This window comes from Mucilaginibacter sp. P4_D1, from assembly GCF_056401935.1.
In genome coordinates this window covers 138,671-164,511 of sequence record NZ_JBFUIJ010000011.1, presented here as the reverse complement: position 1 = coordinate 164,511, position 25,841 = coordinate 138,671, and the positions used below count along the sequence as shown (strand labels likewise).

General features: G+C 42.9%; 21 protein-coding genes and 1 tRNA gene. 20 read left to right on the top strand and 2 right to left on the bottom strand.

Features of this window, described 5'->3' with window-relative positions; all coding sequences use genetic code 11:
* Positions 1 to 3: 3 nt before the first annotated feature.
* Positions 4 to 1,347 (top strand): GntP family permease, encoded by a 1,344-nt coding sequence (locus AC1DV1_RS12805; protein WP_477359700.1) that lies wholly within the window; start codon positions 4 to 6, stop codon positions 1,345 to 1,347.
* 191 nt (positions 1,348 to 1,538) lie between these two features.
* Here the strand turns inward: AC1DV1_RS12805 and AC1DV1_RS12800 are convergent, their stop codons facing one another.
* Together AC1DV1_RS12800 and AC1DV1_RS12795 are read right to left on the bottom strand one after the other, a co-directional pair.
* Positions 1,539 to 2,639, bottom strand: a complete 1,101-nt coding sequence (locus AC1DV1_RS12800; RefSeq protein ID WP_477359697.1) for a zinc-binding metallopeptidase family protein — start codon at positions 2,637 to 2,639, stop codon at positions 1,539 to 1,541.
* Between the two features lie 117 nt (positions 2,640 to 2,756).
* A tRNA-Leu gene (locus tag AC1DV1_RS12795) sits at positions 2,757 to 2,838 on the bottom strand.
* Positions 2,839 to 3,052: 214 nt separating this feature from the next.
* On the opposite strand from AC1DV1_RS12795, the gene AC1DV1_RS12790 reads away from it, so the two are divergent.
* From AC1DV1_RS12790 to AC1DV1_RS12700, 19 genes are all read left to right on the top strand, one after another.
* Positions 3,053 to 3,394: a hypothetical protein gene (locus AC1DV1_RS12790; protein ID WP_477359694.1), complete on the top strand. Its 342-nt coding sequence runs from the start codon at positions 3,053 to 3,055 to the stop codon at positions 3,392 to 3,394.
* A gap of 35 nt (positions 3,395 to 3,429) precedes the next feature.
* Complete coding sequence (locus tag AC1DV1_RS12785; RefSeq protein ID WP_477359691.1) at positions 3,430 to 3,891, top strand: DUF4268 domain-containing protein; 462 nt, start codon at positions 3,430 to 3,432, stop codon at positions 3,889 to 3,891.
* Positions 3,892 to 4,217: 326 nt separating this feature from the next.
* The gene (locus AC1DV1_RS12780) at positions 4,218 to 6,686 is read left to right on the top strand and encodes a glutaminase family protein (RefSeq protein WP_477359688.1); all 2,469 of its coding nucleotides are present in this window, start codon (positions 4,218 to 4,220) and stop codon (positions 6,684 to 6,686) included.
* 162 nt (positions 6,687 to 6,848) lie between these two features.
* Entirely contained in the window at positions 6,849 to 8,174 is a 1,326-nt protein-coding gene (locus tag AC1DV1_RS12775) for an MFS transporter (protein ID WP_477359685.1), read from the top strand.
* A gap of 9 nt (positions 8,175 to 8,183) precedes the next feature.
* Positions 8,184 to 8,912 carry a (Fe-S)-binding protein gene (locus tag AC1DV1_RS12770; RefSeq protein ID WP_090647326.1) on the top strand — a complete coding sequence of 243 codons (729 nt, stop codon included), beginning with the start codon at positions 8,184 to 8,186 and terminating at the stop codon, positions 8,910 to 8,912.
* 285 nt (positions 8,913 to 9,197) lie between these two features.
* A complete protein-coding gene (locus AC1DV1_RS12765) occupies positions 9,198 to 10,727 on the top strand; it encodes a TolB family protein (protein ID WP_477359682.1) in 1,530 nt (509 codons plus the stop codon).
* Between the two features lie 143 nt (positions 10,728 to 10,870).
* Positions 10,871 to 11,779, top strand: a complete 909-nt coding sequence (locus tag AC1DV1_RS12760) for a sugar phosphate isomerase/epimerase family protein (RefSeq protein WP_477359679.1) — start codon at positions 10,871 to 10,873, stop codon at positions 11,777 to 11,779.
* A gap of 172 nt (positions 11,780 to 11,951) precedes the next feature.
* Positions 11,952 to 12,506, top strand: coding sequence for a gluconate 2-dehydrogenase subunit 3 family protein (locus AC1DV1_RS12755; RefSeq protein ID WP_477359676.1), 555 nt, complete (start codon positions 11,952 to 11,954; stop codon positions 12,504 to 12,506).
* 3 nt (positions 12,507 to 12,509) lie between these two features.
* Positions 12,510 to 14,225 carry a GMC oxidoreductase gene (locus AC1DV1_RS12750; RefSeq protein ID WP_477359673.1) on the top strand — a complete coding sequence of 572 codons (1,716 nt, stop codon included), beginning with the start codon at positions 12,510 to 12,512 and terminating at the stop codon, positions 14,223 to 14,225.
* A gap of 229 nt (positions 14,226 to 14,454) precedes the next feature.
* Positions 14,455 to 16,134 (top strand): GMC oxidoreductase, encoded by a 1,680-nt coding sequence (locus AC1DV1_RS12745; RefSeq protein WP_477359670.1) that lies wholly within the window; start codon positions 14,455 to 14,457, stop codon positions 16,132 to 16,134.
* A 24-nt stretch (positions 16,135 to 16,158) separates the two neighbouring features.
* Positions 16,159 to 17,589 (top strand): Gfo/Idh/MocA family protein, encoded by a 1,431-nt coding sequence (locus AC1DV1_RS12740; protein WP_477359667.1) that lies wholly within the window; start codon positions 16,159 to 16,161, stop codon positions 17,587 to 17,589.
* Between the two features lie 213 nt (positions 17,590 to 17,802).
* Complete coding sequence (locus tag AC1DV1_RS12735) at positions 17,803 to 18,375, top strand: gluconate 2-dehydrogenase subunit 3 family protein (RefSeq protein WP_477359664.1); 573 nt, start codon at positions 17,803 to 17,805, stop codon at positions 18,373 to 18,375.
* Positions 18,376 to 18,760: 385 nt separating this feature from the next.
* Complete coding sequence (locus AC1DV1_RS12730) at positions 18,761 to 19,912, top strand: Gfo/Idh/MocA family protein (RefSeq protein ID WP_477359661.1); 1,152 nt, start codon at positions 18,761 to 18,763, stop codon at positions 19,910 to 19,912.
* A gap of 9 nt (positions 19,913 to 19,921) precedes the next feature.
* Positions 19,922 to 20,974: a sugar phosphate isomerase/epimerase family protein gene (locus AC1DV1_RS12725; protein ID WP_477359658.1), complete on the top strand. Its 1,053-nt coding sequence runs from the start codon at positions 19,922 to 19,924 to the stop codon at positions 20,972 to 20,974.
* 56 nt (positions 20,975 to 21,030) lie between these two features.
* A complete protein-coding gene (locus tag AC1DV1_RS12720; protein ID WP_477359655.1) occupies positions 21,031 to 22,284 on the top strand; it encodes an MFS transporter in 1,254 nt (417 codons plus the stop codon).
* Between the two features lie 180 nt (positions 22,285 to 22,464).
* A complete protein-coding gene (locus tag AC1DV1_RS12715) occupies positions 22,465 to 22,905 on the top strand; it encodes a c-type cytochrome (RefSeq protein ID WP_477359651.1) in 441 nt (146 codons plus the stop codon).
* A 165-nt stretch (positions 22,906 to 23,070) separates the two neighbouring features.
* Positions 23,071 to 23,961, top strand: coding sequence for a hydroxypyruvate isomerase family protein (locus AC1DV1_RS12710; protein WP_477359648.1), 891 nt, complete (start codon positions 23,071 to 23,073; stop codon positions 23,959 to 23,961).
* 50 nt (positions 23,962 to 24,011) lie between these two features.
* Positions 24,012 to 24,887 carry a sugar phosphate isomerase/epimerase family protein gene (locus AC1DV1_RS12705; protein ID WP_477359645.1) on the top strand — a complete coding sequence of 292 codons (876 nt, stop codon included), beginning with the start codon at positions 24,012 to 24,014 and terminating at the stop codon, positions 24,885 to 24,887.
* A gap of 15 nt (positions 24,888 to 24,902) precedes the next feature.
* A complete protein-coding gene (locus tag AC1DV1_RS12700) occupies positions 24,903 to 25,673 on the top strand; it encodes a 3-keto-disaccharide hydrolase (protein ID WP_477359642.1) in 771 nt (256 codons plus the stop codon).
* Positions 25,674 to 25,841 lie beyond the last annotated feature (168 nt).

Here is a 25,841-nt window from a genome sequence, read left to right as displayed (position 1 = left end):
AGTATGATGATAAATACGTACTATCTGTTTTTTCTTCTTATTGCCAGCATTGGTTTTATTATATGGTTTACGGCTTATAAAAAAGTAAACGCCTTTTTTACGCTATTAATAGCCGCCTTAGGGGTTGGTTTATTCAGCGGCTTACCGCTGATAGAAATAGTAACTGCGCTTAAAACCGGTTTTGGGTATACCATGGAAAAAATAGGGTTGCTTATTATCCTGGGTACCACCTTGGGCGTAATACTGGAGAAAACCGGCGCAACCATGAGCATGGCGAATTATATTTTACGGGTAGTTAAAGAGGAAAATGCACCAATCGCAATTACACTTACCGGTATTATAATCGGCTTCCCTATTTTTTGTGATAGTGCTTTTATCATTTTGAGCGGTTTAAACGATTCGCTTGTAAAAAAAGCTCACAACAGGATGCCGGTTATGGCTGCTGCTTTGGCAACGTCGCTGTACGCGGTGCACTGCCTGGTGCCGCCGCATCCGGGTATTACGGCAGCATTAGGTACAGCAGGTGGCGATTTGGGCAAAGTGATGCTCTGGGGTATTTTAGTTGCTATACCAGCCGCATTCGTTGGGTATATCTGGAGTGTGCGGCGCGGGAGCAAAGTTGAATATGAATACATCGAGCCCGAAGTTATTCCCGTTGAGACAAAACAGCTGCCGCCCGTATCATTTTCTTTCCTGCCTGTGCTTTTACCAATTGTCTTAATCGCTTGTAAATCGGTAATGCCAATTTTTATTGCACCTGCGTTGATGGTTCAAAACGGTTACCTGCAAATGATTTCGTTTGTGGGCGAACCGGTTATGGCGCTGGCTATTGGAATTGTTGCCTCTTTTAAACTTGTTCAAAAACCATTTAAGAAAGATTTGAATCATTGGCTTACAGAGGGGGTAGACAAGGCGGGCATGATTCTGGCTATTATTGCGGCCGGCGGTATGTTCGGCGAAATGTTGCAGGCTACCGGGATGGGAAAAAACCTGGGCGGCATGTTGAGCGGACTGTCCTTAGGTATTTTCTTTCCATTCCTGATTGCTGCCATTTTAAAAACAGCCCAGGGATCGTCAACAGTTGCTGTTATTACCGCATCTTCGCTGGTTACACCGTTACTTTCAAATTTAGGTTTATCGTCGCCAATGGGGCTTACACTAACTATATTGAGCATGGGGGCAGGAAGCATGGTGATAAGTCATGCCAACGACGCCTATTTCTGGGTAATCAGCCGTTTTTCTAACCTGGACACTGCTTCCACATTGAAGGTATACAGCGTGGCTACTTTACTTATGGGGCTCACGGTACAACTTTTAATTTGGGTACTCTTTAGCATGTTTAAATAGAAGTTTGAGAAAGAACCGCGTTTGCCGTTTATTGATGCAATGAGCAAAAATACGCAAACCATCGACACCATGGCTTGAATATTTGCCAACCCATTGGTGTCGATGGAAAATCTAATTACTTCAAATCCTTCAAAATTAAGCTTTTATCTTGTAAGTTGATTTGATTCAGCAGTGTTTTAAAGTGATCTCCTTTAATAACTTACCTTTGATGCATAGCAAATCTTATGTATAAAACTTAGTTTTTCTACAACCTTTGGCGGAATTACAAAAGGGTACAAATCCTTGTTGCCCATGCTGCGGTTCATGCTGTTCATGGCAAAGGTTAATGGTAGCCATAAATTAAGCAAGGTTTCAAAACTTTGTTGCTGATAGGGGCTCACATTGATGATAGCCTTTAAATTGCTTTTTTTATCGGCAAGGCGGGGAGATACCGTCATCCCGAAGGCATCGGCGGTTTCAAGCGTATCCATAATGTGCAGGTAATGTGCCCAGGTTTCGGCCCAGTCTTCCCATGGGTGCGAACTTGCGTACGTACTAATGAAGTTTAAGTTCCAATCAGCGGGTGGGCCCTGGCTGTAATTCCGTTCAAGTGCCTGGGCGTAATCCTGGCGTTCATCGCCAAATAATTGGCGGTATTCGTCAATAAATGCACTGTTATCTATTAGCCTGTCCCAGTAGTAATGCCCCACTTCGTGCCTGAAATGGCCCAATAAAGTACGATAAGGCTCGTTCATTTGTTTGCGCGATAACTCGCGTTTATCATCATCAGCTTCATCAACATTCAGCGTAATTAGGCCATCTTCATGCCCTGTTAAAACCTGTTGAGCGGCATCGGCCTCTGTAAGGAAATCAAAACTCAGGCCTTTTACTGCATCCTGAATTTTACTTACCAGGGGAAGTTTCATTTGCAGTAAGGTATAAATAAGCCTGTGCTTGGCAAATTCTATCAATCGCCACTGTCTTAAATGATCGGGGTCGGCCAAATTGGGCACAATGTGGTTTAATTCACATGCGCGGCAAAATATATTGGGGCTATCAGCCGGTATCAGCCAGTTGCAAACATCAAACTCATGGTTTTTGCAATATTTAAACAATTGCTTTTTATTGCTCATTAGGCCGCCCAATAACGGCTTTTTATTGCTGTGCAAACGGTAAACAGCATTGTTATCCTGAACAAGCGTGGCCAGGTTCAGATCGCCGGCAATAAAACCCAGAGGACTTTTGCAACATTCGCATATACTGTTTTCAAAATATAATAGCTGACTACAGTTGGTACATTTAAACAATTTCATAATCTGTATTAAGGCTGTTCAATGTTGAATAGCTTGTGAGTTAACAGATTATAGGGCGGTGGGTTTTTAATATTTAAACAAAAAACCCGATCAAATTGATCGGGCTTTTAACTGTTGTGCGGAAGAAGGGACTCGAACCCCCACGCCTCGCGGCGCCAGATCCTAAGTCTGGTGCGGCTACCAATTACGCCACTTCCGCATTAGGATTTTTAACAGGTCGCAAAGATAGTGTTTTAAGCTAAATTATAAAACATAATTTCAGTTTTTTGTTTATCTGCCTCATTACTTTGTTGTTAAATTAATATCACCAATAAAAAAAGCGGCAGGTACCCCAATTTAGTTTCTTTTGATGAGTTACCGGCACGAACAATTTCCGCGCTAACTTGTAATACAACTATAAAAAAAACTAAACTATGCCACGCACAGTAAGCTATCAAATTAATAAAGACAACGGAAATCAAGTAAACATTATCATTGAACCGGTACAAACCCAGTCATCAAACAACAGCCTTGATTTTACGGGCGTTTATGCCTTGTATAAAGGCGACAGCCATGGCGTGGCCCACTTACTGGAGCTGCAGGAGATAGCGCCCGAAATAGGGGACAGCCTTCCGCTGGTAGAAGATGTACTTAACCCGGCTTTTTTAGGGAGACTGACCTACGATAACAACAAATTAAAGTGGGATTATACCGGCGGGCCCCTTTCGGCAAATGAACAGGCGCAGGTGGTAGCGTTTATACAAAGCACAAAATAATCTATAAATTCGCTGCGTAATAAATATAACAACTATTGTACTCGCGCGATCAGGCATCACAAATTAAACAGGCATTCTGGACGGCTTTTGGCCAGTATATTGCGCCGCAACCATCGGCCGATGGTTTACGCATTAACTGGGTTAATTATAAAACCGGCATCAAGCACCTGCATTTTAAAATGCAGGCCGATAAAAGGTCGGCATTTATAGGTATCGAAATTTCGAACCCCGATTTGGGCATACAAGAACTGGTTTTTGATCAGTTTAAAGAACTTAAATTAGTATTTGACGCCAGCATAGGCGAGGAATGGGACTGGCTGCTGCACACTACCGACGATAATAACAAAACGGTAAGCCGCATCATCAAAACGCTGCCCAACGTAAGCGTATTTAATCAAAACGACTGGCCCGCCCTAATCTCCTTTTTTAAGCCCAGGATCATCGCCTTAGATGATTTCTGGAGCACCGCAAGTTATAGCTTCGATTTGTTTAAGTAGGTGGTAGGGCAGATTTCAGATTTCAAATGTGCAGATTTCAAATTTCAGATGAGGGGATGATATTAAATGACGGATTAAATTCTGTTAATTCTTAAATTCTGAAAATTCTGACTCTGACAATCTTTCATCTGCACATCTGGAATTTGAAATCTGCACATCCGTAGCCCATCTGCACATCCGAAGCCCATCCGAAGCCCACTTTCTACAATTCGTATCAATTAATCGTCTATTTGACGCTTTTTTTTAAAAGCGGTTATTAATTGAAAAGAAAACCAAATATTTACCGTTGGTACTTATCAATCTATATAATAACACTACTAAAACACATGAAGAGGTTTCCATTAACCGTTTGTATTTCAATTTTGGGGCTGTTTGCCCGGGCGCAGGATGTTAAGGCACCGGCTTATCCGCTTATTACGCACAATCCGTACTTCAGCATCTGGTCGTCTACTGATGATTTAAATGAATCAACAACTCACCACTGGACAGGAAAAGATCAATCACTATTGGGCCTGATAAAGGTGGATGGCGAGGTTTACCGTTTTATGGGTAAAGAGCCGGTACACTACAAAACCCTGGTAGCCGGCGGCGATGAAAAACCTTACGAAGTAAAGTATACCGAAACGAAACCGTCAGATAACTGGGCCGATGAAAAATTTGACGATGCAGCATGGAAAATAGGTACAGCCCCTTTTAGCGACGACCCCAAACAAGGTAAAACAGTATGGACAAGCCGCGATATTTGGGTGCGCCGCGTGTTTACCTTCCATAAAGCAGACATTAATAAACTGTTCCTGAAACTTCACCATGATGATGAAGCCGAAGTATACCTTAACGGCGAAAAAATAAACGTAAGCAGCGGCGCCAATGGCGATTTGCAAATGATGGCGCTTAAGAATGATGTAGCCGGTAAACTGAAAGAGGGCGAAAACATATTGGCTTTACATTGCACCAATACCGGTGGCGGTGCTGCCCTTGATGCCGGTTTTGCAGATGAACTAAAACCTACACAACATGCCGATATTCAGATAGCTAAACAAACCCATGTTGAGGTTACGGCAACCCAAACCATGTACGCATTTAAATGCGGCAAAATTGATTTGCAGGTAACGTTTACATCACCTTTGTTAATGAATAACCTTGATTTGATGGCACGGCCAATATCGTACATTACTTACAGTGTAAAATCAAATAACGGCCAGGCACATAACGTACAAGTTTATTTAGGCGCATCTGCGGATATTGCCCGTAACAAACCATCACAGCCGGTTACAACTCAAAAGTATGAAACAAGCACTTTGACGGTGTTAAAAGCAGGAACTGTTGAGCAGCCCATTTTACAAAAACGCGGCGACGATTTACGGATAGACTGGGGATACATGTATGTTGCGGCGCCAAAATCGGCTGCTGYCACACAGTACATCAGCACAGGTGACGAAGCCGTGACCTCGTTTTTTAAAAACGATAGTAAATCAACCGTTAAAGAAGGTACAGACGTAGTACTGAATACGGTGGTGCCTTTTGGTAAAGTAGGTAAAACAGCGGTTGAACATTTTGTTGAATTGGGCTACGATGATATTACGCCCGTTCAGTACTTTCATGTAAACTTAAAACCATACTGGCAAAACGAGCAAATCAAAACTATTGATCAGTTACTGGCCAAAGCAGCTACCGATTACCCCGTGATTACTAAAAACTGCGCGGCTTTTAACGCACTGATGTATCACGATGCTTTAAAAGCAGGTGGCGATAAATATGCTAAACTTTGTGTGTTGGCTTATCGCCAGGCAATAAGCGCTCATATATTGGTAAAAAGCCCGCAGGGCGAAATCTTATTTTTATCGAAAGAGAATTTCAGCAACGGATCTATTAACACAGTTGACGTAACTTATCCATCGGCGCCATTATTCCTCATCTACAATCCAAAACTGATGGAAGGCATGCTGAATGGGATTTTCTATTTCAGCGAAACCGGGAAGTTTCCGCATGATTTTGCGGCGCATGACTTAGGTACTTATCCGCTGGCAAATGGCCAAACTTATGGCGAAGGTATGCCGGTTGAAGAGTCGGGCAATATGCTGGCGCTTACAGCGGCCATTGTCAAAGCAAATGGCAATAACCCGGCTTATGCTAAAAAACATTGGAAAACTTTAACCGCATGGACTAACTACCTGGTTCGTGAAGGCGGCGATCCGGCCAACCAGTTGTGTACCGATGATTTTGCCGGTCACCTGGCACGCAATGCAAACTTATCTGCCAAAGCCATAGTAGGAGTAGGCTGTTACGCTCACCTTGCCGATTTAATGGGCGATAAAGCCACAGGCGCCAAATACAGGGTTATAGCCAAAGAAATGGTTGCCAAATGGATGAAACTTGCCGATGCCGGTGATCATTACTCGCTGGTTTTTGAAAAGCCGGAAACCTGGAGCCAGAAATATAATATTGTATGGGATAAAATCCTGGGCTTAAACCTGTTCCCGCAATCGGTTTATGACCGCGAGGTTAAATTTTATCTTACCAAACAAAACGAATTTGGCTTACCACTGGATAGCCGTAAAACTTATACCAAAAGCGATTGGATCATATGGACAGCCACCCTGGCCAAAAGCAACGATGATTTTAAAACCCTTGTTGCCCCTGTTTACAAATACGCTATGGAAACCCCAACCCGCGTACCGCTAAGCGATTGGCACGAAACTACTGATGGTAAACAGGTAGGTTTCCAGGCACGCAGCGTTGTAGGCGGATACTTTATCAAAGAGCTACAGGAAAAGTGGAAACCGACGGTGAAATAGAGTTAAGAGCCAAGAGTCAAGAATCAAGACCAAAACCATTTTTGCATGTCATTGTGGACGTTAAGCCCGCAATGACATGTTTACTTGCATTTGCTACAATAAAATCCTGTCTTGACTCTTGATTCTTGACTCTTGAATCTTTTTCCTACTTTTAAAGTATCAATGGAAACCAAGAATAACAAGAAAACCATCCGGGCCTGGGCATTTTTTGATTGGGCCAATTCGGCCTATAACCTGGTCATCACCTCAACAATTTTTCCGGCGTATTATGTGGCTATAACCGCCAATCCGGCCAACGGAAACAGGGTTACCTTTTTTGGCAAAAGTTTTATAAACACGGCATTATCAGATTATGCTTTGGCAACGGCCTACATGATCATGGTTTTATTATTACCTATATTGTCGTCGATAGCCGATTACAAGGGTAATAAAAAACTTTTTATGCAATTTTTTACAGCTCTAGGTTCGTTGTCGTGCTGTTATTTGTTTTATTTTAAACCTCATGAGCCTATTGAAGCAAGTATTATTGCATTTGCCCTTGCGGCAATTGGTTATAGCGGAGGCTTTGTATTTTACAATTCATATCTGCCCGAAATTGCAACCGTTGATATGCAGGATAAAGTAAGCGCAAAGGGTTTTACTTATGGCTATATCGGTAGTGTATTGCTTCAGATAGTTTGTTTTGTATTTGTGAAAAAGCCAGAATGGTTTGGGATTACCGATGGTAGTTTTGCGCCCCGCTTATCGTTTTTGCTGGTTGGTTTATGGTGGATGGGCTTTGCCATTATACCGTTTGTGGTGTTACCCAAAGGAAGCCCCAATGCGGTGCCACATAATCATAATATAATCAAAGGCGGCTTTATTGAGTTAGGCAACGTTTGGAAAAAAGTAAAAGAGATGCCGTTACTCAAAAGGTTTTTGCCGGCATTTTTCTTTTACTCGATGGGGGTACAAACAATTATGCTGGTGGCAACAGGCTTTGCAGCCAAGGAATTAAAAATGGATACATCAGCTTTAATTACCATTATCCTCATTATCCAGCTTGTTGCCATTGCCGGCGCAACGCTAATGTCAAGATTATCTGGTAAATATGGCAACGTCAGGGTTTTGATTGGTACGGTTATCATTTGGATAATGGTTTGTATTGCCGCTTATTACACCAAAACCCATAGCCAGTTTTATGTTATTGCAGTAATTGTAGGTCTGGTAATGGGGGGCATTCAATCCATGTCGCGGTCAACGTATTCCAAATACCTGCCCGAAAATATTCCAGATACCGCATCTTTCTTTAGCTTTTATGATGTTACTGAGAAGTTGGCTATAGTTGGTGGTTTATTCAGCTTCGGTTTTTTTGAAGAAATAACGGGCAGTCCGCGCAATTCGGTGTTGGTATTAGCTATATTTTTTATAGTTGGATTGATTTTATTGTTTTCTTTGCTGAAAGCCGAAAAAAGCATTCAAAAAAATGCGGAATTTAGCGCCGAATAATTTGTGCCGATGAAGATAGAGCTGTTTGTACCATGTTTTGTAGATCAATTATTTCCTGATACTGCTTTTAATACTATAAAAGTGCTGGAAAAGGCAGGCTGTAAGGTGAGTTTTAACCCTAACCAAACCTGCTGTGGGCAACCTGCATTTAACGCCGGTTTTTGGGACGATGCCAAAGCAGTAGGCAGTAAATTCCTGAATGATTTTTCGGAAGATAGCGTCATCGTTACACCATCCGCATCGTGCACGGGCATGGTAAAAAATTACTATAACGATTTATTTACCAATACGGCCCTGCACAACAAATGCCGGGCCATACAGGGGAATATTTACGAGCTGTCGGATTTCCTGGTAAACATCCTCCAGTTTGACTACTTCGGCGCCGAGCTGGATGGCAAAGCCGTATACCACGATAGTTGTGCAGCCCTGCGCGAGTGCAAGATCAGGACCGAGCCGCGGCAATTACTCTCCAAAGTGTTAGGCCTGGAGCTGCTCGAACTAAAAGATAACGAAACCTGTTGTGGCTTCGGCGGCACATTTGCCGTTAAGTTTGAAGCTATATCTACAGCTATGGCGCAACAAAAAGTAGACAATGCTTTAGCGGCCGGTGCGGAATATATCATCTCGACAGATGCTTCATGCCTGATGCAGCTGCAAACCTACATCGATAAAAACAGCTTACCTATCCGTACAATTCACCTGGCCGATGTGCTGGCGTTGGGGTGGGGGAATGTGTAAACTTATGTTAACAGTGATTCAAAGTAAATTTGCTTGTCGGATTTTGCAATAGAATCCGTGATTCTGAAAGACATTACAACCCAGTCGGAAACTGTCAATGTATAATGAGCCGCCGTATGTCCGGGCGCTCGTATAATGCTGCGAGCGGGCAACAATAGTGGTAATCCCTTTCTTATTTCCCGATACTAAAAAAATACCTTAATGGTAAAATAGCATTATTGAAAATGCAAACGATTTTCATACCTTAGTAAAGCCAATTAATAGTGTAACTTAAACACCAAACTAATGCTAAGTAAGATCTTCTGTTCCGCAGCGTTTTTGTTGTGCCTTGCCTTTTTCAATCAAAAAGTTCAGGCTCAGGGGCTCGGCATATTCGATAATCAAACCGATGTAGGTACCATTAAACATCCCGGCGGCGCGCAATATGATGTTAAAACCCAGCAATATCAGCTTAGCGGATCGGGCCAAAACATCTGGGCCAAGCATGATGATTTTCATTTTGTATGGAAACGTCTGAAAGGCGATTTTATACTGCGCACCAATGCTGCCTTCATTGGTAAAGGTGTTGAACTGCACCGTAAGGTGGGCCTTATGGTACGTAGCACGCTCGATAGTAACTCAAAGCACATTAATGCGGTTGTTCACGGCGATGGCCTTACCTCGTTGCAGTATCGCAAAACGGTTAGCGGCATTACCGAGGAGAAAAAAGCAAGTATCACTGCGGCAGATGTTATCCAGTTAGAGCGTAAGGGCCATACATACACCATGTCGGTAGCCCGTAAAGGCGACTTATTTGTCACCGAAGAAGTAAGCGATCTTGACCTGGGCGACGATGTTTATGTAGGCATTTTCATTTGCTCGCACAATGCAGATGTTACCGAAAAAGCCACTTTTAGTAACGTGCGGATTGTAGTTCCGGCGCCGGCAACATTGGTGCCTTACAAACAATACCTTGGCAGCAGTATAGAGCTGCTGGATTTGGATACGCAAAATAGTACCATCATTTACCAGTCGCCGCGCTCATTGCAGGCACCCAACTGGATGAAGGATGGCAAATCGTTAATCTACAACAGTGAAGGCTCGCTTTATAAATATGATCTTAAAACCAATATGCCAATTGCATTAAATACTGCGCCGGCAAAAAACAACAATAATGATCACGTACTTTCATTTGATGGCAGGCAATTGGTGATAAGCAGTGGCGATGGCGGCCCTTCTATAGGGTATACCGTACCTGTAACAGGAGGCCAGGCAAAACGGATTACTGCTACCGGCGTTGGCGCAAGCTATATGCATGGCTGGTCGCCCGATGGTAAGTATATCGTGTTTTGCGGCGAAAGAAACAAAGAGTACGATGTGTACCGCATCCCGTCGGCCGGAGGCCCCGAAGAACGGTTGACTAATACCCCCGGTTTGGATGATGGCCCCGAGTATACCCCGGATGGAAAATACATCTACTTTAATTCGGTACGCAGCGGGCTGATGCAGGTTTGGCGTATGAAAGCCGACGGTAGCGAACAAACGCAAATTACCAATGACGATTACAACAATTGGTTTCCGCATATTTCGCCCGATGGCAAGTGGATTGTGTATATAACTTTCCTTAAAAACGAGGTAGCCCCCGGTGATCATCCCTTTTATAAGCATGTATTTTTAAGGGTAATGCCGGCAGCTGGTGGTCCGTCAAAAGTTGTAGCATACTTATACGGCGGGCAAGGTACTATCAACACCCCATCATGGGCGCCGGATAGCAAACATCTTGCTTTTGTAAGCAATTCAGATTTATTGTTCCCCGTATTCCCGATAGGTAAATAAGAAGAATCAAGAGTTAAGATTCAAGAAATTATAAATTATTAATTTGAACCCGGAGATTAGAATATAGAAAGAGATTTCAATTTAGACCGAATTACTTCTATCTTGACTCTTGATTCTTGTCTCTTGATTCTAACCCAAAAACTATGACTACACGCAGATTATTTTTAAAAACAGGCGCCCTGGCAGTTGCCGGCGCTACCCTTTTACCCGAAAGTTTATTTGCCGCACCCAAAAAACTCGAAAGGGTAGGTGTGCAGCTTTACAGTGTACGTGACGCTATGAAGCTTGACCCCAAGGGGACGTTGAAGAAGATTGCAGATGCGGGATATCATCATGTAGAGCATGCTAATTACATCGACCGAAAGTTTTATGGCTTCCCGGCAAAGGAGTTTAAAAAGATATTGGAAGATTTAACGCTAAAAATGCCAAGCGGCCATACCGTAATGACAGCGCAACACTGGGACGAATCAAAAAAAGATTTTACCGATGCCTGGAAATATACAGTAGAAGATGCAGCCACGATGGGACAAAAATTTGTAATAAGTCCATGGCTTGATGAAAAAGTGCGTACGGATATGGATGCCCTGAAACGCGCCATGGAGCAGTTTAACAAATGCGGTGAGCTGTGCCAAAAATCGTCGATGAAATTTGGTTATCATAACCATAATTTCGAGATCAGCACCAAAGTTGGTGATATTACCCTGTATGATTATATCATTCAAAATACCGATGCCGCCCTGGTTGCGCAACAAATAGATATCGGCAATATGTTAACTACGGGCGGGCACGCTCTTGATTTTATTAATAAATATCCCGGCAGGTTTGAGTCGATGCACGTTAAAGATGAAATAAAGGTAGCCCCACATGGCGGCGACGATACCGAGAGCTGTATTTTAGGCCAGGGTATTATGCCGGTAAAAGAGATTGTAAAGGCTGGCAGCAAAAAAGGTGGCACTTCGCTTTTTATTATCGAGCAGGAGGCCTATCAGGGCAAAGATCCGGTAGAGAGTGTAAAAATTGATTTACAAATCATGAAAAAATGGGGTTATTGATAGTATAAGGGTAACTTACCACCACCAACGGATTTAATTTTTGAGGCGGTTAATTTTAGATGCTAAAATTATTAAGTTTGACAACCGTTTATAAATAAATACACAGATGAGTTTTGATTGCCCACCATACTTAAGGTGAATAAATTGAGACTGCTAAAACAATTTACTTAACATGCACAGGCGTACTGTAATAAAAAATTTGGCTTTGGTAATAGGCGGCGCTGTACTGCTTCCTGCATGCCGCCGAACGGAAGGAAAGGCCTCTTTAACGCTTAAAAATGTTGAAATCAGCGCCGATCAGGAAAAGCTGGTGGGCGGCATTGCTGAAACTATTATACCAAAAACAACAACACCTGGTGCAAGGGATCTGAATCTGCATTTATTCGTATTCAAGATGCTGGATGATTGCTACAAAAAAGAAGATCAGCAGGCATTCGTGACTGGTATGGGGCAGTTTACGGATGCTGTCAAAAATAAATATGATAAACCTTTTTCGGATTTAAGCCAAAAACAGCGCGAAGACGTGTTATTGAGCATCGAAAATGATAAGGACGAGAAAAGTACGGCAAATTCAAAAGAGCTCAAATCATTTTACGGGATCATAAAAAGGCAAACTGTAAATGGTTATGTAACGTCTAAATATTTCATGACCAAACAAGTAGTGTATGAACTTGTACCGGGTCGTTATAATGCCCGTTTTCCATACAAACAAAAGCAATCAGCATAAATAATGGCTAATTTAAATATAGATAGCGTTAAAGACAGAACATTTGATGCAATAGTGATTGGCTCGGGGATGAGTGGTGGCTGGGCTGCTAAAGAACTTACAGACAAGGGCCTTAAAACGCTGATACTGGAACGGGGCCGCGATGTAAAGCATATTAAAGATTACCCCACTACCAATATGTACCCCTGGGAGTTTGAGCACCGCGGCGAACTGCCGGTGGCCATAAAAGAAGCCAACCCTATAGTAAACCGCTGTTATGCTTTTGGCGAAGATGCCGCTCACTTTTTTGTAAAGGATAACGATCACCCTTATGTACAGGAGAAACCGTTTGATTGGATCCGTGGTTACCAGGTAGGCGGTAAATCGCTGCTTTGGGCCCGCCAGACACAGCGCTGGAGCGAATTTGATTTTGAGGGCCCGGCCCGTGATGGTTTTGCTGTTGATTGGCCCATCCGGTATAAGGATATTGCCCCATGGTATAGTTACGTTGAAAAATTTGCAGGTATTTCTGGTAACATGGATGGCCTTGCAGAATTGCCCGATGGCGAGTTTTTGCCTGCTTTCCCCTTAAATGCGGTTGAAACTTACTTTAGCAAGCATGTGAAAAGTAAATACAGTAACCGGCATGTAATAAGTGCACGTTGCGCCCATTTATCTAAGCCAAACCAAATTCATTTAGATCAGGGCCGGGTGCAATGCCAGGAGCGCATTTTGTGCCAGCGTGGCTGCCCGTTTGGCGGTTACTTTAGCGCAAATGCTTCTACTATTCCATGGGCATTAAAATCAGGTCATGCTACTTTACGTCCATTTTCTGTTGTGCAGGAGATTATTTACGACGAGAAAAAAGGTAAGGCAAGTGGCGTTCGCATAATCGATACCAATACAAAAGAAGCGATTGAATATTTTGCAGATATCATTTTTGTAAATGCAGCGGCTTTAAATACCAACCTGGTATTATTAAATTCAACTTCGCATCGGTTCCCTAACGGCTTGGGTAATGATAGTGGGGTATTGGGCAAATACGTTGCCTTCCACAATTATTCGGCACACATTGGGGCCGAGTATGATGGCGAAAAGGAATGGACAACCGATGGTCGTAACCCGGCCGGTGGTGGTTATATTCCACGTTTCCGTAACGTTTATAAGCAGGAAACTAATTTTTTACGCGGGTATGCTTCTGGCTTCAGCGCGTACCGTTACCAGCAGCGCCCATGGGACGGTGTTGGTAACGGCCTGAAGGATAACCTGGTTAAGGATAACCTGAGCGGCTGGAAAGTAGGATCGCATATGATGGGCGAAACTATACCCAAAGAAAGCAACTATGTAGCTCTTGATAAAACGTTAAAAGACCAATGGGGGATACCGCAACTGAAAATATCGGTTGACTATGATGATAACGACGAGAAGATGAAGAAAGACTATGTAGAGCAGTTGACAGAAATGTTTACCTCTGCAGGTTTTACCAATATAAAAGCCAGTACCGATAACCGCGCGCCAGGACTTGATATTCACGAAATGGGCGGCGCCAGGATGGGTAACGACCCCAAAACATCGGTGCTTAATAAATGGAACCAAATGCATGCGGTAAAAAACGTATTTGTAACCGATGGAGCCTGCATGACCTCAACCTCATGCCAAAATCCATCGCTTACCTACATGGCCTTTACCGCACGGGCAGCTGATTATGCAGTGAGTGAAATGAAAAAGGGGAACATATAAGAAGCCTCACCTAAGTCCTCTCCAAAGGAGAGGACTTTTGATTATCTAGGTAAGTGTTTTGATGATCTTTATTTAGGCGTTTCAGAACCCTCTCCTTTGGAGAGGGCAGGGTGAGGCCTCAATGTGTAAAAAAAACACAATGAAAATTTATTTGTAAAATAATTTTTATTCATACATTTAAACGGAATAACCAAGTAATAAACAAAATTTAACAACCTAATATAATTGTATGTCTGCAAATACTTATGACGCTATTGTCATCGGCTCGGGGATATCTGGTGGGTGGGCTGCCAAAGAACTGACACAAAAGGGTTTAAAAACCATTATGCTTGAACGCGGGCGCGATATCAAACATATAAAAGATTATGTGAACGCTACTAAAGACCCATGGGAGTTTACCCACCGTGGTGGCCGTACACAAAAAATGATTGACGATTACCCTGTTTTAAAACGCGATTATCCACTAAACGAGGTTAACCTTGATTATTGGGCCAGCGATAAAGACAGCCCTTACACAGAAACCAAAAGATTCGACTGGTTTCGTGGCTATCATGTAGGCGGCCGTTCATTAATGTGGGGCAGGCAATCATACCGCTGGGCCGATGTTGATTTTGAAGCCAACTTGAAAGATGGTATTGCTGTTGACTGGCCTATCCGTTATAAAGATATAGCGCCATGGTATAGCTATGCCGAGCAATTTGCAGGTATATCTGGTAACAAAGATGGCCTTGCAATTCTTCCGGATGGCGATTTTATGCCGCCAATGGAGCTAAATGTGGTTGAAAAAGACGTTGCTAAAAGATTAAAAGATCATTATAAAGAGGCCCGGGATATGATCATTGGCCGTACCGCCAATATCACTGTACCGCATAATGCCCGTACTAATTGCCAGTACCGTAACAAATGCTGGTTGGGTTGCCCGTTTGGTGCCTACTTTAGCACACAATCGGCTACGTTACCGGCCGCTATGGCTACAGGTAATTTAACTGTAAGGCCATGGTCTATTGTTACAAAAATTCTGTACGATAAGGATAGCAAAAAAGCCAAAGGTGTTGAAGTACTGGATGCCGAAACCAACCAAACCTATGAGTATTTTGCAAAAATTGTTTTTGTAAATGCATCAACAATTAACTCAGCCTGGATTTTGATGAATTCGGCAACTGACGTTTGGGATGGCGGTTTGGGCAGCAGCAGCGGCGAACTTGGCCACAACCTGATGGATCATCACTTAGGTGTTGGTGCATCTGGCAGATATGAAGGTTTTGAAGATAAATATTACTTTGGCCGCCGTGCAAACGGATTTTATATTCCTCGCTTTGCAAACCTTGGCGGCGATAAACGCGATTTTATTCGCGGTTTTGGTTACCAGGGCAGCGCGAGCCGCGAAGGCTGGAGCAGGGATATTGCAGAAATGAACATTGGCAGCGCTTATAAAAATGCTATTACCGAACCAGGTACATGGCAGGTAGGTATGGGAGGCTTTGGCGAAACGCTTCCATATCATGAAAATAAAGTAACCCTTGATAAAACCAAAAAAGATAAATGGGGCCTCAATGTGGTTGCTATTGATGCCGAGCTGAAAGATAACGAGAAAAAGATGCGTATTGCCATGGAAGCCGAAGGCAAGGCAATGTTGGAAGCCGCAGGTGTTAAAGACGTGCAAACTCATAGCACAAACCCATTCCTGGGCCGTGGTATTCACGAAATGGGTACCGCACGTATGGGCCGCGATCCTAAAACATCCGTACTTAACCAGTGGAACCAGGTTTGGGATGCAAAAAACGTATTTGTTACCGATGGTTCTTGTATGACATCTGCCGCATGCCAAAATCCATCGCTTACTTACATGGCGCTGACAGCCCGTGCAGCCAACTACGCAGTTGAAGCATTAAAGAAAAACGAGATCTAACAAAAACATCATAATACAATACCTATGTCTGAAGAAAAAGAGAAAGTTACTCCCAATCCATCGAGGCGGGATTTTATTAAATCTACTACCGTAGCTGCCGCAAGCTTCATGATCGTTCCGCGCTTTGTATTGGGCGGAAAGGGTTATATAGCGCCAAGCGACAAGCTTTTGATAGCCGGCGTTGGTGCGGGCGGTAAAGGCCAAAGCGACATTGCCAATTTTTACAAAAGCGGAAAAGCCGAGATTGCTTTCCTTTGCGATGTAGATGACAGGCGTGCGGCAAGATCACGCGCCGATTTCCCTAAAGCCAAGTATTATAAAGACTGGCGCGAGATGTATGATAAGGAGCACAAACACTTTGATGCTGTATCAATATCCACCCCGGATCATAATCATGCCATTATAACTTATAAGGCCATGCAAATGGGTAAACACGTTTACGTGCAAAAGCCAATGACACATGATATTTGGGAAGCCCGTTTACTAACCGAAGCTGCAAAAAAATATAAAGTTGTAACCCAGATGGGTAACCAGGGATCATCAAATGATGGCACCCGTTTATTATCTGAATGGTATGATGCCGATTTGATTGGCGATGTACATACCGTTTACTGCTGGACAAACCGCCCCGTATGGCCGCAAGGTATTCAATGGCCGGCAGCCAATCCTAATATCCCAAAAGAATTGGATTGGGATCTGTGGCTGGGTACTGCGCCTAAAAAAGATTACGTTGATAAATTGGTGCCGTTTAACTGGCGCGGATGGTGGGATTACGGCACAGGCGCCCTGGGCGATATGGGCTGCCACCTTGTTGAGGCTCCTTTCAGGGTATTGGGTATCCAGTATGCAAAAGATGTACAGGCCAGTGTTGGCAGTGTGTATGTAGATGAGTTTAAAGAAGGCCATTTCCCTGAAAGCTGCCCTCCGTCAAGCCACATTACGTTAACATTCCCTAAAACTGATAAAACTAAGGGCGATGTTAAACTGCACTGGATGGACGGTGGTATACAACCCGAAAGACCTGAAGAGTTATTGCCAAGCGAAAAATTTGGCGGCGAAGAAGGTAACGGAACACTATTCATAGGTACAAAAGGAAAAATGTACGCAAGTACCTATTCCGACGCGCCAACGCTGTTGCCGACCGCGCTTACCAAGGATGCAAAAGCACCTCAGAAATGGGCACGTGTACAGGGTGGGGCAAATGGTCACTACGCACAATGGGTAGAGGGATGTTTGGCCGGTTATGGTAAAACAGAGTTAAGTTCATCTTTTGATAAGGCAGGTCCGCTTACCGAGGCTTTGTTAATGGCAAACCTTGCAGTACGTGGTCATGAATTACAAGGTGGCCGTGTAAAACTGGTTTGGGATAACGAGGCTATGAAGGTTACAAACTTTGACCCGGTTAACCAATACATTAAGCGCACTTACCGCGAAGGTTTTGAGCTGAAAGCTTAGTTTAATTATTGAATTATTGATTTACTGAATTATTGATTGAAGAATGAATGAATTCGCCAATAAATAGTCGCATATTCATTAATTCGATCAATTAGGAAAGTAAAAACTTAATAATTCAATAATTCAATAATTCAATAATTCAATAATTCAATAATTCAATAATTCAATAATTCAATAATTCATTAATTCGATAAATAAATAATTATAAAACCAATGAATAGAAGAGACGCAATTGGCAGGGTGGGCTTGTTACTTGGAGGAGCGGTTATAGGAGCCGAGTTTTTCATTTCGGGCTGTAAATCGTCTACATCCGCATCGGGCGTAGCCGACCTGTCTAAACCAGAAATTATTGCCTTCCTTGATGAGGTTGGTGAAACCATTTTACCGGCTACAACTTCTCCCGGCGCTAAAGCAGCCGAAATAGGTAAGTTTATGGGCGTAATGGTAACCGATTGCTATACAGCAGATGATCAGAAAATATTTTTAAAAGGTATTTCTGATATTGACAGTGCAAGCGATAAAAAGTTTGGTAAAAAATTCATGGAAGCAGATGCCAAACAACGCACAGAATTGCTTACCGAACTTGATGCCGAGCAAAAATCCTACACTAAAACTAAAAAACCTGAAGACCCTAACCATTATTTCAGGATGATGAAGGAATTAACCTTGTTAGGTTTCTTTACTTCAAAACCTGGTGCAACCGAGGCTTTGCGTTACATAGCTGTRCCAGGCAAATACGATGGTAATTTCCCATACAAAAAAGGCGATAAAGCCTGGGCTACCTAAGGGGTTGGTTTGTAGTTGATTGGGTTGATTAGGTGAGTGGTTGATTGAGTTGAATAAGACGACGGTTGATTGAGTTAATGGGTTTTAATCCTATCAACCTGGCTAACATAATCTAACTCAATCAATACAATCCAACCTAATCAACCCAATCAACCACTCACTTAATGATAATTGGTTTGTGGTTGATTAAGTTGGACTGAGTTGATTAGGTTGGATTGATTGAGTTAAGTAAATGGTTTACTAAGTTGGAAATATATGAACAGCAATGTTTTGAAAAATCAACTCAATTAACCAAATTTACCCCATTCAATCGATTGTATTCTAATTTAATTAATCAACTCAAACTACCTTAATCAACTGAATCCAACTCAACAAAACATAAACAATGAAACTAAGATTAGGAATGATTGGCGGCGGGCAAGGTGCGTTTATTGGCGCCGTGCACAGGATTGCCGCCCGCATTGATGGCGAATACGAGCTTGTTTGCGGTGCATTTAGCAGCAATGCCGAAAAATCAAAAGCAAGCGGCGTTTTGCTGGGTTTGCCCGAAGACCGTGTTTACAGTTCATATACAGAACTTATTGAAAAAGAAAAACAACTGCCTGAAGACCAACGTGTTCAGGTAATTAGCATAGTTACGCCCAACCATGTACACTTTGATCCATCTAAAGCTGCATTGGAAAATGGCTTCCATGTTGTGTTAGATAAGCCAATGACATTTTCATTGGCCGAGGCTAAAGAACTGGAAAAAGTAGTGAAATCAAGCGGCAAGTTATTTTGCTTAACACATACTTACACCGGCTATCCTATGGTAAAGGAAGCCAGGCAACTGATAAAAGCCGGTAAACTGGGCACAATCCGAAAAATTTATGTTGAGTATCCGCAAGGGTGGCTAAGCAGCTTTTTAGAAGGGGACGACAACAAACAAGCTTCATGGCGTACCGATCCTGGTAAAAGCGGGATAGCCGGTGCCATGGGTGATATTGGTACTCATGCTTTTAACCTTGCTGAATACGTAACCGGGCTGCAGGTAACAAAAATATGTGCCGATATTAACGTTGTTGTACCGGGCCGCAAGCTTGACGATGACGGAGCAGCACTATTAAAATTTGATAACGGCGCAAGCGGTGTGCTTACGGCAACTCAAATCGCTGCCGGTGAAGAAAATAACATAAAGATTAGGGTTTACGGCGAAAAAGGCGGCCTTGAATGGCACCAGAGCGATGCTAACTCATTAACCCTGATGTATACCGATAAACCGATGGAAGTATGGCGCACAGGAGGTGGGTACACCAGCTCGTTTGCGCAACATAACACCCGCACACCGGCCGGCCACCCGGAAGGTTACCTGGAAGCTTTTGCCAATTTGTACCGCAATTTTGCTTTAACGGTGAAAGCAGGTTTGGAGGGCAGGGAAGCGACTCCTGAAGAGCTGGATTATCCCGGTATTGATGAAGGTGTACGCGGTATGGCATTCATCGAAAATGTGATTGCTTCGGGCAAATCAGATAAAAAGTGGACTGAGTTTACGATCTAACAAAAAACTATGAAAACCATTAAAGGACCTGCAATATTTATAGCTCAATTTATAGGCGACAATGCCCCTTTTAACAGCCTTGATTCTATTTGCCAATGGGCAGCCGGGCTTGGCTACAAAGGCGTACAACTGCCAACGCTGGATGCCCGTTTCATTGACCTGCAAAAGGCTGCCGAAAGCAAAACTTATGCCGAGGAAGTAAAAGGTGTAGTAAACAGCCACGGATTGGAGATTACTGAATTATCAACCCACCTGCAAGGGCAGCTGGTAGCGGTAAACCCCGTTTACGACGAACTGTTTGATGGGTTTGCTCCCGAGCAATACCGTAAAAATCCTGCTGAAAGGCAAAAATGGGCCGTACAGCAACTTAAATATGCTGCGCAGGCTTCAAAAAATTTAGGTTTGCAGGCATCTGTTACTTTCAGCGGTGCGCTGCTTTGGCCTATGGTATACCCATGGCCGCAACGCCCTGCAGGTATTGTAGAAACCGCTTTTGAAGAATTAGCAAAACGCTGGACACCTATTCTTGATGTTTACGAGGATAATGGCATCGATCTATGTTACGAAGTGCATCCGGGCGAAGACCTGCACGATGGTATTACCTTCGAGATGTTTTTAGATAAGGTAAAAGGACACAAACGTGCCAATTTATTGTATGATCCGTCGCATTTTGTTTTACAATGCCTGGATTATTTAGAATATATCGACCTGTATCACGACCGTATAAAAATGTTTCACGTTAAGGATGCCGAGTTTAATCCTACAGGTAGACAAGGCGTGTATGGAGGTTACCAAAACTGGGTAGATCGTGCAGGCCGTTTCCGCTCACTGGGCGATGGCCAGGTTGATTTTAAAGCGATATTTAGTAAGCTGACGCAATACGATTTCCCCGGATGGGCCGTGCTGGAATGGGAATGCGCGCTTAAACATCCCGAAGACGGTGCCCGTGAAGGTGCAGAGTTCATCAAAAATCATATCATTCGAGTAACCGAACGCGCGTTTGATGATTTTGCTGCATCAGGCACCGACGATGCGCTGAACAGGAAGACGTTGGGAATATAAAAATCAGTACATTTGAAATAGCCAATTAACCAATTAATTAAACTTAATATATTTAAATGCAAACCATTAACCGCACACAACTATTCAGGGCCAGTTGCTTATCCCTGTTGGTAACATCACTATCATTCGGTATCCGTGCCGGTATCCTTGGCGAACTCGGAACAAAATTCGCGCTCAATGCCTCGCAATTAGGAACTATAACAGCCACTGCATTCTGGGGCTTTCCTCTTGCTGTAGTTATTGGAGGTATTGTGGTAGATATCATTGGTATGAAACGTTTGCTGTTACTGGCATTTATATTTCACCTTGCCGGTATTTTACTTACCATTTTTGCCACTGGTTACTGGACACTATTTTTCTCTACATTAGTTATTGGTATTGCCAATGGCACTGTTGAGGCTGCCTGTAATCCTTTGGTAACCTCGTTATATACCGAAAACAAAACAACTAAGCTCAGCCACTTTCACTTATGGTTTCCAGGTGGTATCGTAATAGGTACATTAATAGTTACGCTGTTTAAGCTTATCGGCCTTAATTGGCAGGTGCAGGTAGGTGTAATGCTTATACCTACAGCTATTTACGGATACTTGTTTTCAAAACTCGATTTCCCGGTAACAGAACGGGTTGCATCAGGTGTTTCAACAGCCGGTATGTACAAAGCTGTGGCATCGCCGCTGTTTATTTTTATGTTTATCTGCATGTTTGGTACAGCAATAACCGAGTTGTTTACAGGGCAATGGATTGATGTATTATTGAAAAACGTAACCGACAATGCATTGCTTTTGCTGACTTTAGAAACAGGTGTAATGGTATTGGGTCGGGCTTTTGCTAAGCCGGTGCTAAAGTTATTCTCGCCCCAGGTAGTAATCCTGATGTCGACAATAGTAGCATCAATCGGTCTTTTTATGTTGAGCACTATGACGGGGGATATCATATTCCTGGCGGCAATTATATTTGGTATGGGAGTTTGTTTCTTTTGGCCAACAATGCTGGGTTTTGTTTCAGAAAACATTCCAAAATCAGGTGCGCTTGGTTTAAATCTTATGGGTGGGGCCGGAATGTTCGCGGTTTCTATCTGGACTATAATCATGGGTAAATACTATGATAATATCGTAGCTTCAAAAATGGCCGCATTGCCCGCCGGTACCGATCCTGCAAAGGCTCTGGAAACTGCAAAAAGCCTTGCCGGGCCCGATGTGTTACATTTTACGCTTGCCATACCCCTGGTTTTAATTGTAGCCTTTACCGGTTTGGTGTTTTATATGCGTACAAAGAAAAAAACAGCTCCTTTAAGCCAGGTAACTGTTTAACAAACCATATTTTTAGGATAAAAATTGTATTTTTCGGCACAATTAATAAATAAAATTAAAAACAGTATAAAGCATCAAAATTATAGGTAAAACCTACCCGGTGTTGATGCTTTATATTTAATTAAAAAACAAAATCAATGGGGTTAAAACCCCGTTACCCTAAAAAAACAAACTAACTCAATGAAAAAGGCTTTTTTTATTCTTGGTATCTGTGCGGTAGTATCTGCCTGTGGTGGCAATTCGGCAAGTAAAGGTGGTAGCGATAGCACCGCTGCTGCAAATCAAACTGCTAAGGCAACTAATTCTGACGCTGATACCAATGCTACAAAAACCGGTACCGAAGGTGCAGGTGGCTCGGCAGGCTCAAGCGCAGGCGAGAAACTGTTAGCAGCTAATGATTGCGGAACTTGTCATAAAGTTGACACAAAAGTTATTGGCCCATCCTTCCAGGATATCGCAAAAAAATATGATGCTTCTGAAGCCAACATTGATATGCTGGCCAAAAAAGTAATTTCCGGAGGTAGCGGTAACTGGGGTACAATGGCCATGACGCCGCATGCCGCACTTGCCGAAAGCGATGCAAAAGAAATAGTAAAATATATTCTTGCACAAAAAAAATAACCCGGATAATTTATCAGGGCAATAAGTTTTAAAAAATCAGGCTGATCATTTAATAAGCCGGCAAGCAATTGCCGGTAACTTTTGTTCTGTTTTATAAATTATTAACCGCGCGTAACCAATTATAATCCGGGATTAATACTTCCTGGAACAAACCGATATACAACCATGGAATCAAATCAAAACAGGCGGTCGGCTATAAAAAATATAGTTACCGGTACCGCAGCCATTACCGCGGCGGGTATGTTATCGTCATTTAAACCCGGAGAAAAAGAAATGGTAGTTGATACTGCGTTAAAAGGTAATATTAACCACGCCGTATGCCGCTGGTGCTATGGCGACATGACAGTTGAACAACTTTGCGCCGCCGCCAAAGATATTGGCATAAAGGGCATCGACCTGGTTGGCCCGGCAGACTGGCCTACACTTCAAAAGTATGGCCTGTACTCGTCCATGTGTAATGGTGCCGAAATTAACCTGACCGATGGTTTTGGCGATACGCAATTTCATGCCCAGCTGCATAAAAACTACAGCGAAATGATACCCAAGGTTGCTGCTGCCGGTTATAAAAACCTGATTTGTTTTAGTGGCAGCCGTCGCGGAAAAGACAATGAAACAGGTTGGAATAATTGTGTTGAGGGTTTGAAACCAATGGTTGAGCTGGCTGAAAAGCACAATATCGTGCTGGTAATGGAACTACTAAACAGCAAAATTGACCACAAAGATTACCAATGCGATAGGGTAGAGTGGGGTGCCGAACTTGCCAAAAGGTTGGGATCAGAGCATTTTAAATTGTTGTTTGATATTTACCACATGCAAATTGATGAAGGCGACGTGATTCGTAACATCCGTCAATACCATCCATATATCAATCATTACCATACCGGCGGCGTACCCGGCCGTAACGAGATTGACGAAACACAGGAACTTTACTACCCTGCAATAATGAAAGCTATTGTAGAAACCGGCCATAAAGGTTTTGTTGCGCAGGAATTTATTCCGAAACAAAAAGACAAGGTGGCTTCACTGCGTAAAGCGGTACACATTTGCGACGTTTAAACCTTATGGTGTAAACACACTCCAACTGTACATTAACCAAACAGAAATACATGACAACCAGAAGAACATTTTTAGCACAGGCCGGTCTACTTTCGGCAGGTGCAATGTTAGCGCCGTCTTTATTATCGGCAAAAGAGAAGAATGGTGCAGGGCTGCAATTATATAGCCTGCGCAATGAGTTACCTGCCGATGTAAAAGGTGTTATAGGTAAAGTGGCCAAAGCTGGTTACAAAGAAGTTGAAACCTTTGGATACAACAAGGAAAAAGGCTATTGGGGACTGCCAAGCAAAGATTTTGGAACGCTATTAAAAGATAACGGACTGAGCAGCCCAAGCGGTCACTACGGTTTAGATTCGTTTTTTGGCGAAGGAAAAACCGACGATTTAAAAATGTATATGGAAGTGGCCAACACCATTGGTCAAACTTATATCATAGTACCCTCATTAAACCATAATTTCATAAAAACGGTTGACGACTGCAAAGGCGTGGCCGAAAAAATGAATAAAGCCGCCGAGATATGCAAGGCTTCGGGTTTAAAATTAGGTTACCACAACCATAACTTTGAATGGGCACCTGTTGGCGATACCACATTTTACGATGTAGTACTAAACAATACCGACCCCAAACTGGTTAACATGGAAATGGATTTATACTGGGTGGTACGTGCAGGGCAGGATCCTTTGGCCATTTTTGAGAAACATCCCGGACGTTTTACTTTTGTGCACATTAAAGACAGGGATAAAACCAATGGCAACCTGAATACAGAAATAGGTACGGGCGATATTGATTTTGTAAAAATATTGAGCAAAGCAAAACAGGGCGGTGTAAAACACTTTATTGTTGAGCAGGAAAACTACACCAATATTGATCCTTATGTAAGCATTGCCCAAAGCGCTGCCTACCTGAAAAACACGCTTCACATATAATAAACCAATTATAACATGAGATATTCAATAATATTAACAACCATTTTAGCCGGAAGTTTTTTTATGGCCAACGCGCAAAATGCTAAACCCGAGGATACCGAAATTTGGGAACCAATTCCAAAAGCCGTAGTACCTGGCAAAGTTTTAGGCGATGCACCATCTGATGCCGTTATTTTATTTGATGGCAAAGGCCTTGATGAATGGGTAGATGTAGAAACCCAAACACCCGCTAAATGGACAGTAAAAGGCGATATCCTTACGGTGAACAAAGCCACCGGTAATATCGAAACCAAGAAAAAATTTACTAATTATCAATTACATATTGAGTGGCGTGTGCCTGCAAGCATTACCGGCAGCGGCCAGGCCCGCGGCAATAGCGGCGTGTTTTTAGCTTCATTAGGTAAAGGCGATGCCGGTTACGAATTACAGGTTTTAGATTCATACAACAACAAAACCTATGTAAACGGCATGGCAGGCAGCTTGTACAAACAGGTGATCCCACTGGCAAACCCAGGCCGCAAACCGGGTGAGTGGAACGTGTATGACGTTGTTTGGACAGCCCCTGTATTTAACCAGGATGGTACACTAAAATCTGCCGCAAGGGCAACTGTTTTCTTTAACGGCGTACTTGTTGAAAATAACTTTGAATTACTTGGCCCAACCCAATACATTGGCAAGCCATCTTACGAAGGTAAAGCCCATGGCGCGTCGCCAATAAAGCTGCAAGCTCATGGCGATAAAAGCGAGCCACTTAGTTTCCGCAATATCTGGGTAAGAGAGTTATAAGTAACTGATATTTTATTATTTAAAAAGCTCATCCAGATTTATTTGGATGGGCTTTTTAAGTTTATAATCGCGCACAAAATCCTTCCACGCAAAAAGTCATTTTACCATTCAAGGCCTCGGTAAAAATCTCTCCGCTTTATTCTCATAAAAATACTTATATTGAACTTT

Bases quoted from the DNA above. Each gene is read 5' to 3' on its own strand.
- AC1DV1_RS12775 (WP_477359685.1), top strand. From the start codon at position 6,849: ATGGAAACCAAGAATAACAAGAAAACCATCCGGGCCTGGGCATTTTTT.
- AC1DV1_RS12750 (WP_477359673.1), top strand. From the start codon at position 12,510: ATGGCTAATTTAAATATAGATAGCGTTAAAGACAGAACATTTGATGCA.
- AC1DV1_RS12710 (WP_477359648.1), top strand. From the start codon at position 23,071: ATGGAATCAAATCAAAACAGGCGGTCGGCTATAAAAAATATAGTTACC.
- AC1DV1_RS12715 (WP_477359651.1), top strand. From the start codon at position 22,465: ATGAAAAAGGCTTTTTTTATTCTTGGTATCTGTGCGGTAGTATCTGCC.
- AC1DV1_RS12765 (WP_477359682.1), top strand. From the start codon at position 9,198: ATGCTAAGTAAGATCTTCTGTTCCGCAGCGTTTTTGTTGTGCCTTGCC.
- AC1DV1_RS12740 (WP_477359667.1), top strand. From the start codon at position 16,159: ATGTCTGAAGAAAAAGAGAAAGTTACTCCCAATCCATCGAGGCGGGAT.
- AC1DV1_RS12705 (WP_477359645.1), top strand. From the start codon at position 24,012: ATGACAACCAGAAGAACATTTTTAGCACAGGCCGGTCTACTTTCGGCA.
- AC1DV1_RS12800 (WP_477359697.1), bottom strand. From the start codon at position 2,639: ATGAAATTGTTTAAATGTACCAACTGTAGTCAGCTATTATATTTTGAA.
- AC1DV1_RS12755 (WP_477359676.1), top strand. From the start codon at position 11,952: ATGCACAGGCGTACTGTAATAAAAAATTTGGCTTTGGTAATAGGCGGC.
- AC1DV1_RS12805 (WP_477359700.1), top strand. From the start codon at position 4: ATGATGATAAATACGTACTATCTGTTTTTTCTTCTTATTGCCAGCATT.
- AC1DV1_RS12725 (WP_477359658.1), top strand. From the start codon at position 19,922: ATGAAAACCATTAAAGGACCTGCAATATTTATAGCTCAATTTATAGGC.
- AC1DV1_RS12700 (WP_477359642.1), top strand. From the start codon at position 24,903: ATGAGATATTCAATAATATTAACAACCATTTTAGCCGGAAGTTTTTTT.
- AC1DV1_RS12790 (WP_477359694.1), top strand. From the start codon at position 3,053: ATGCCACGCACAGTAAGCTATCAAATTAATAAAGACAACGGAAATCAA.
- AC1DV1_RS12760 (WP_477359679.1), top strand. From the start codon at position 10,871: ATGACTACACGCAGATTATTTTTAAAAACAGGCGCCCTGGCAGTTGCC.
- AC1DV1_RS12720 (WP_477359655.1), top strand. From the start codon at position 21,031: ATGCAAACCATTAACCGCACACAACTATTCAGGGCCAGTTGCTTATCC.
- AC1DV1_RS12745 (WP_477359670.1), top strand. From the start codon at position 14,455: ATGTCTGCAAATACTTATGACGCTATTGTCATCGGCTCGGGGATATCT.
- AC1DV1_RS12730 (WP_477359661.1), top strand. From the start codon at position 18,761: ATGAAACTAAGATTAGGAATGATTGGCGGCGGGCAAGGTGCGTTTATT.
- AC1DV1_RS12770 (WP_090647326.1), top strand. From the start codon at position 8,184: ATGAAGATAGAGCTGTTTGTACCATGTTTTGTAGATCAATTATTTCCT.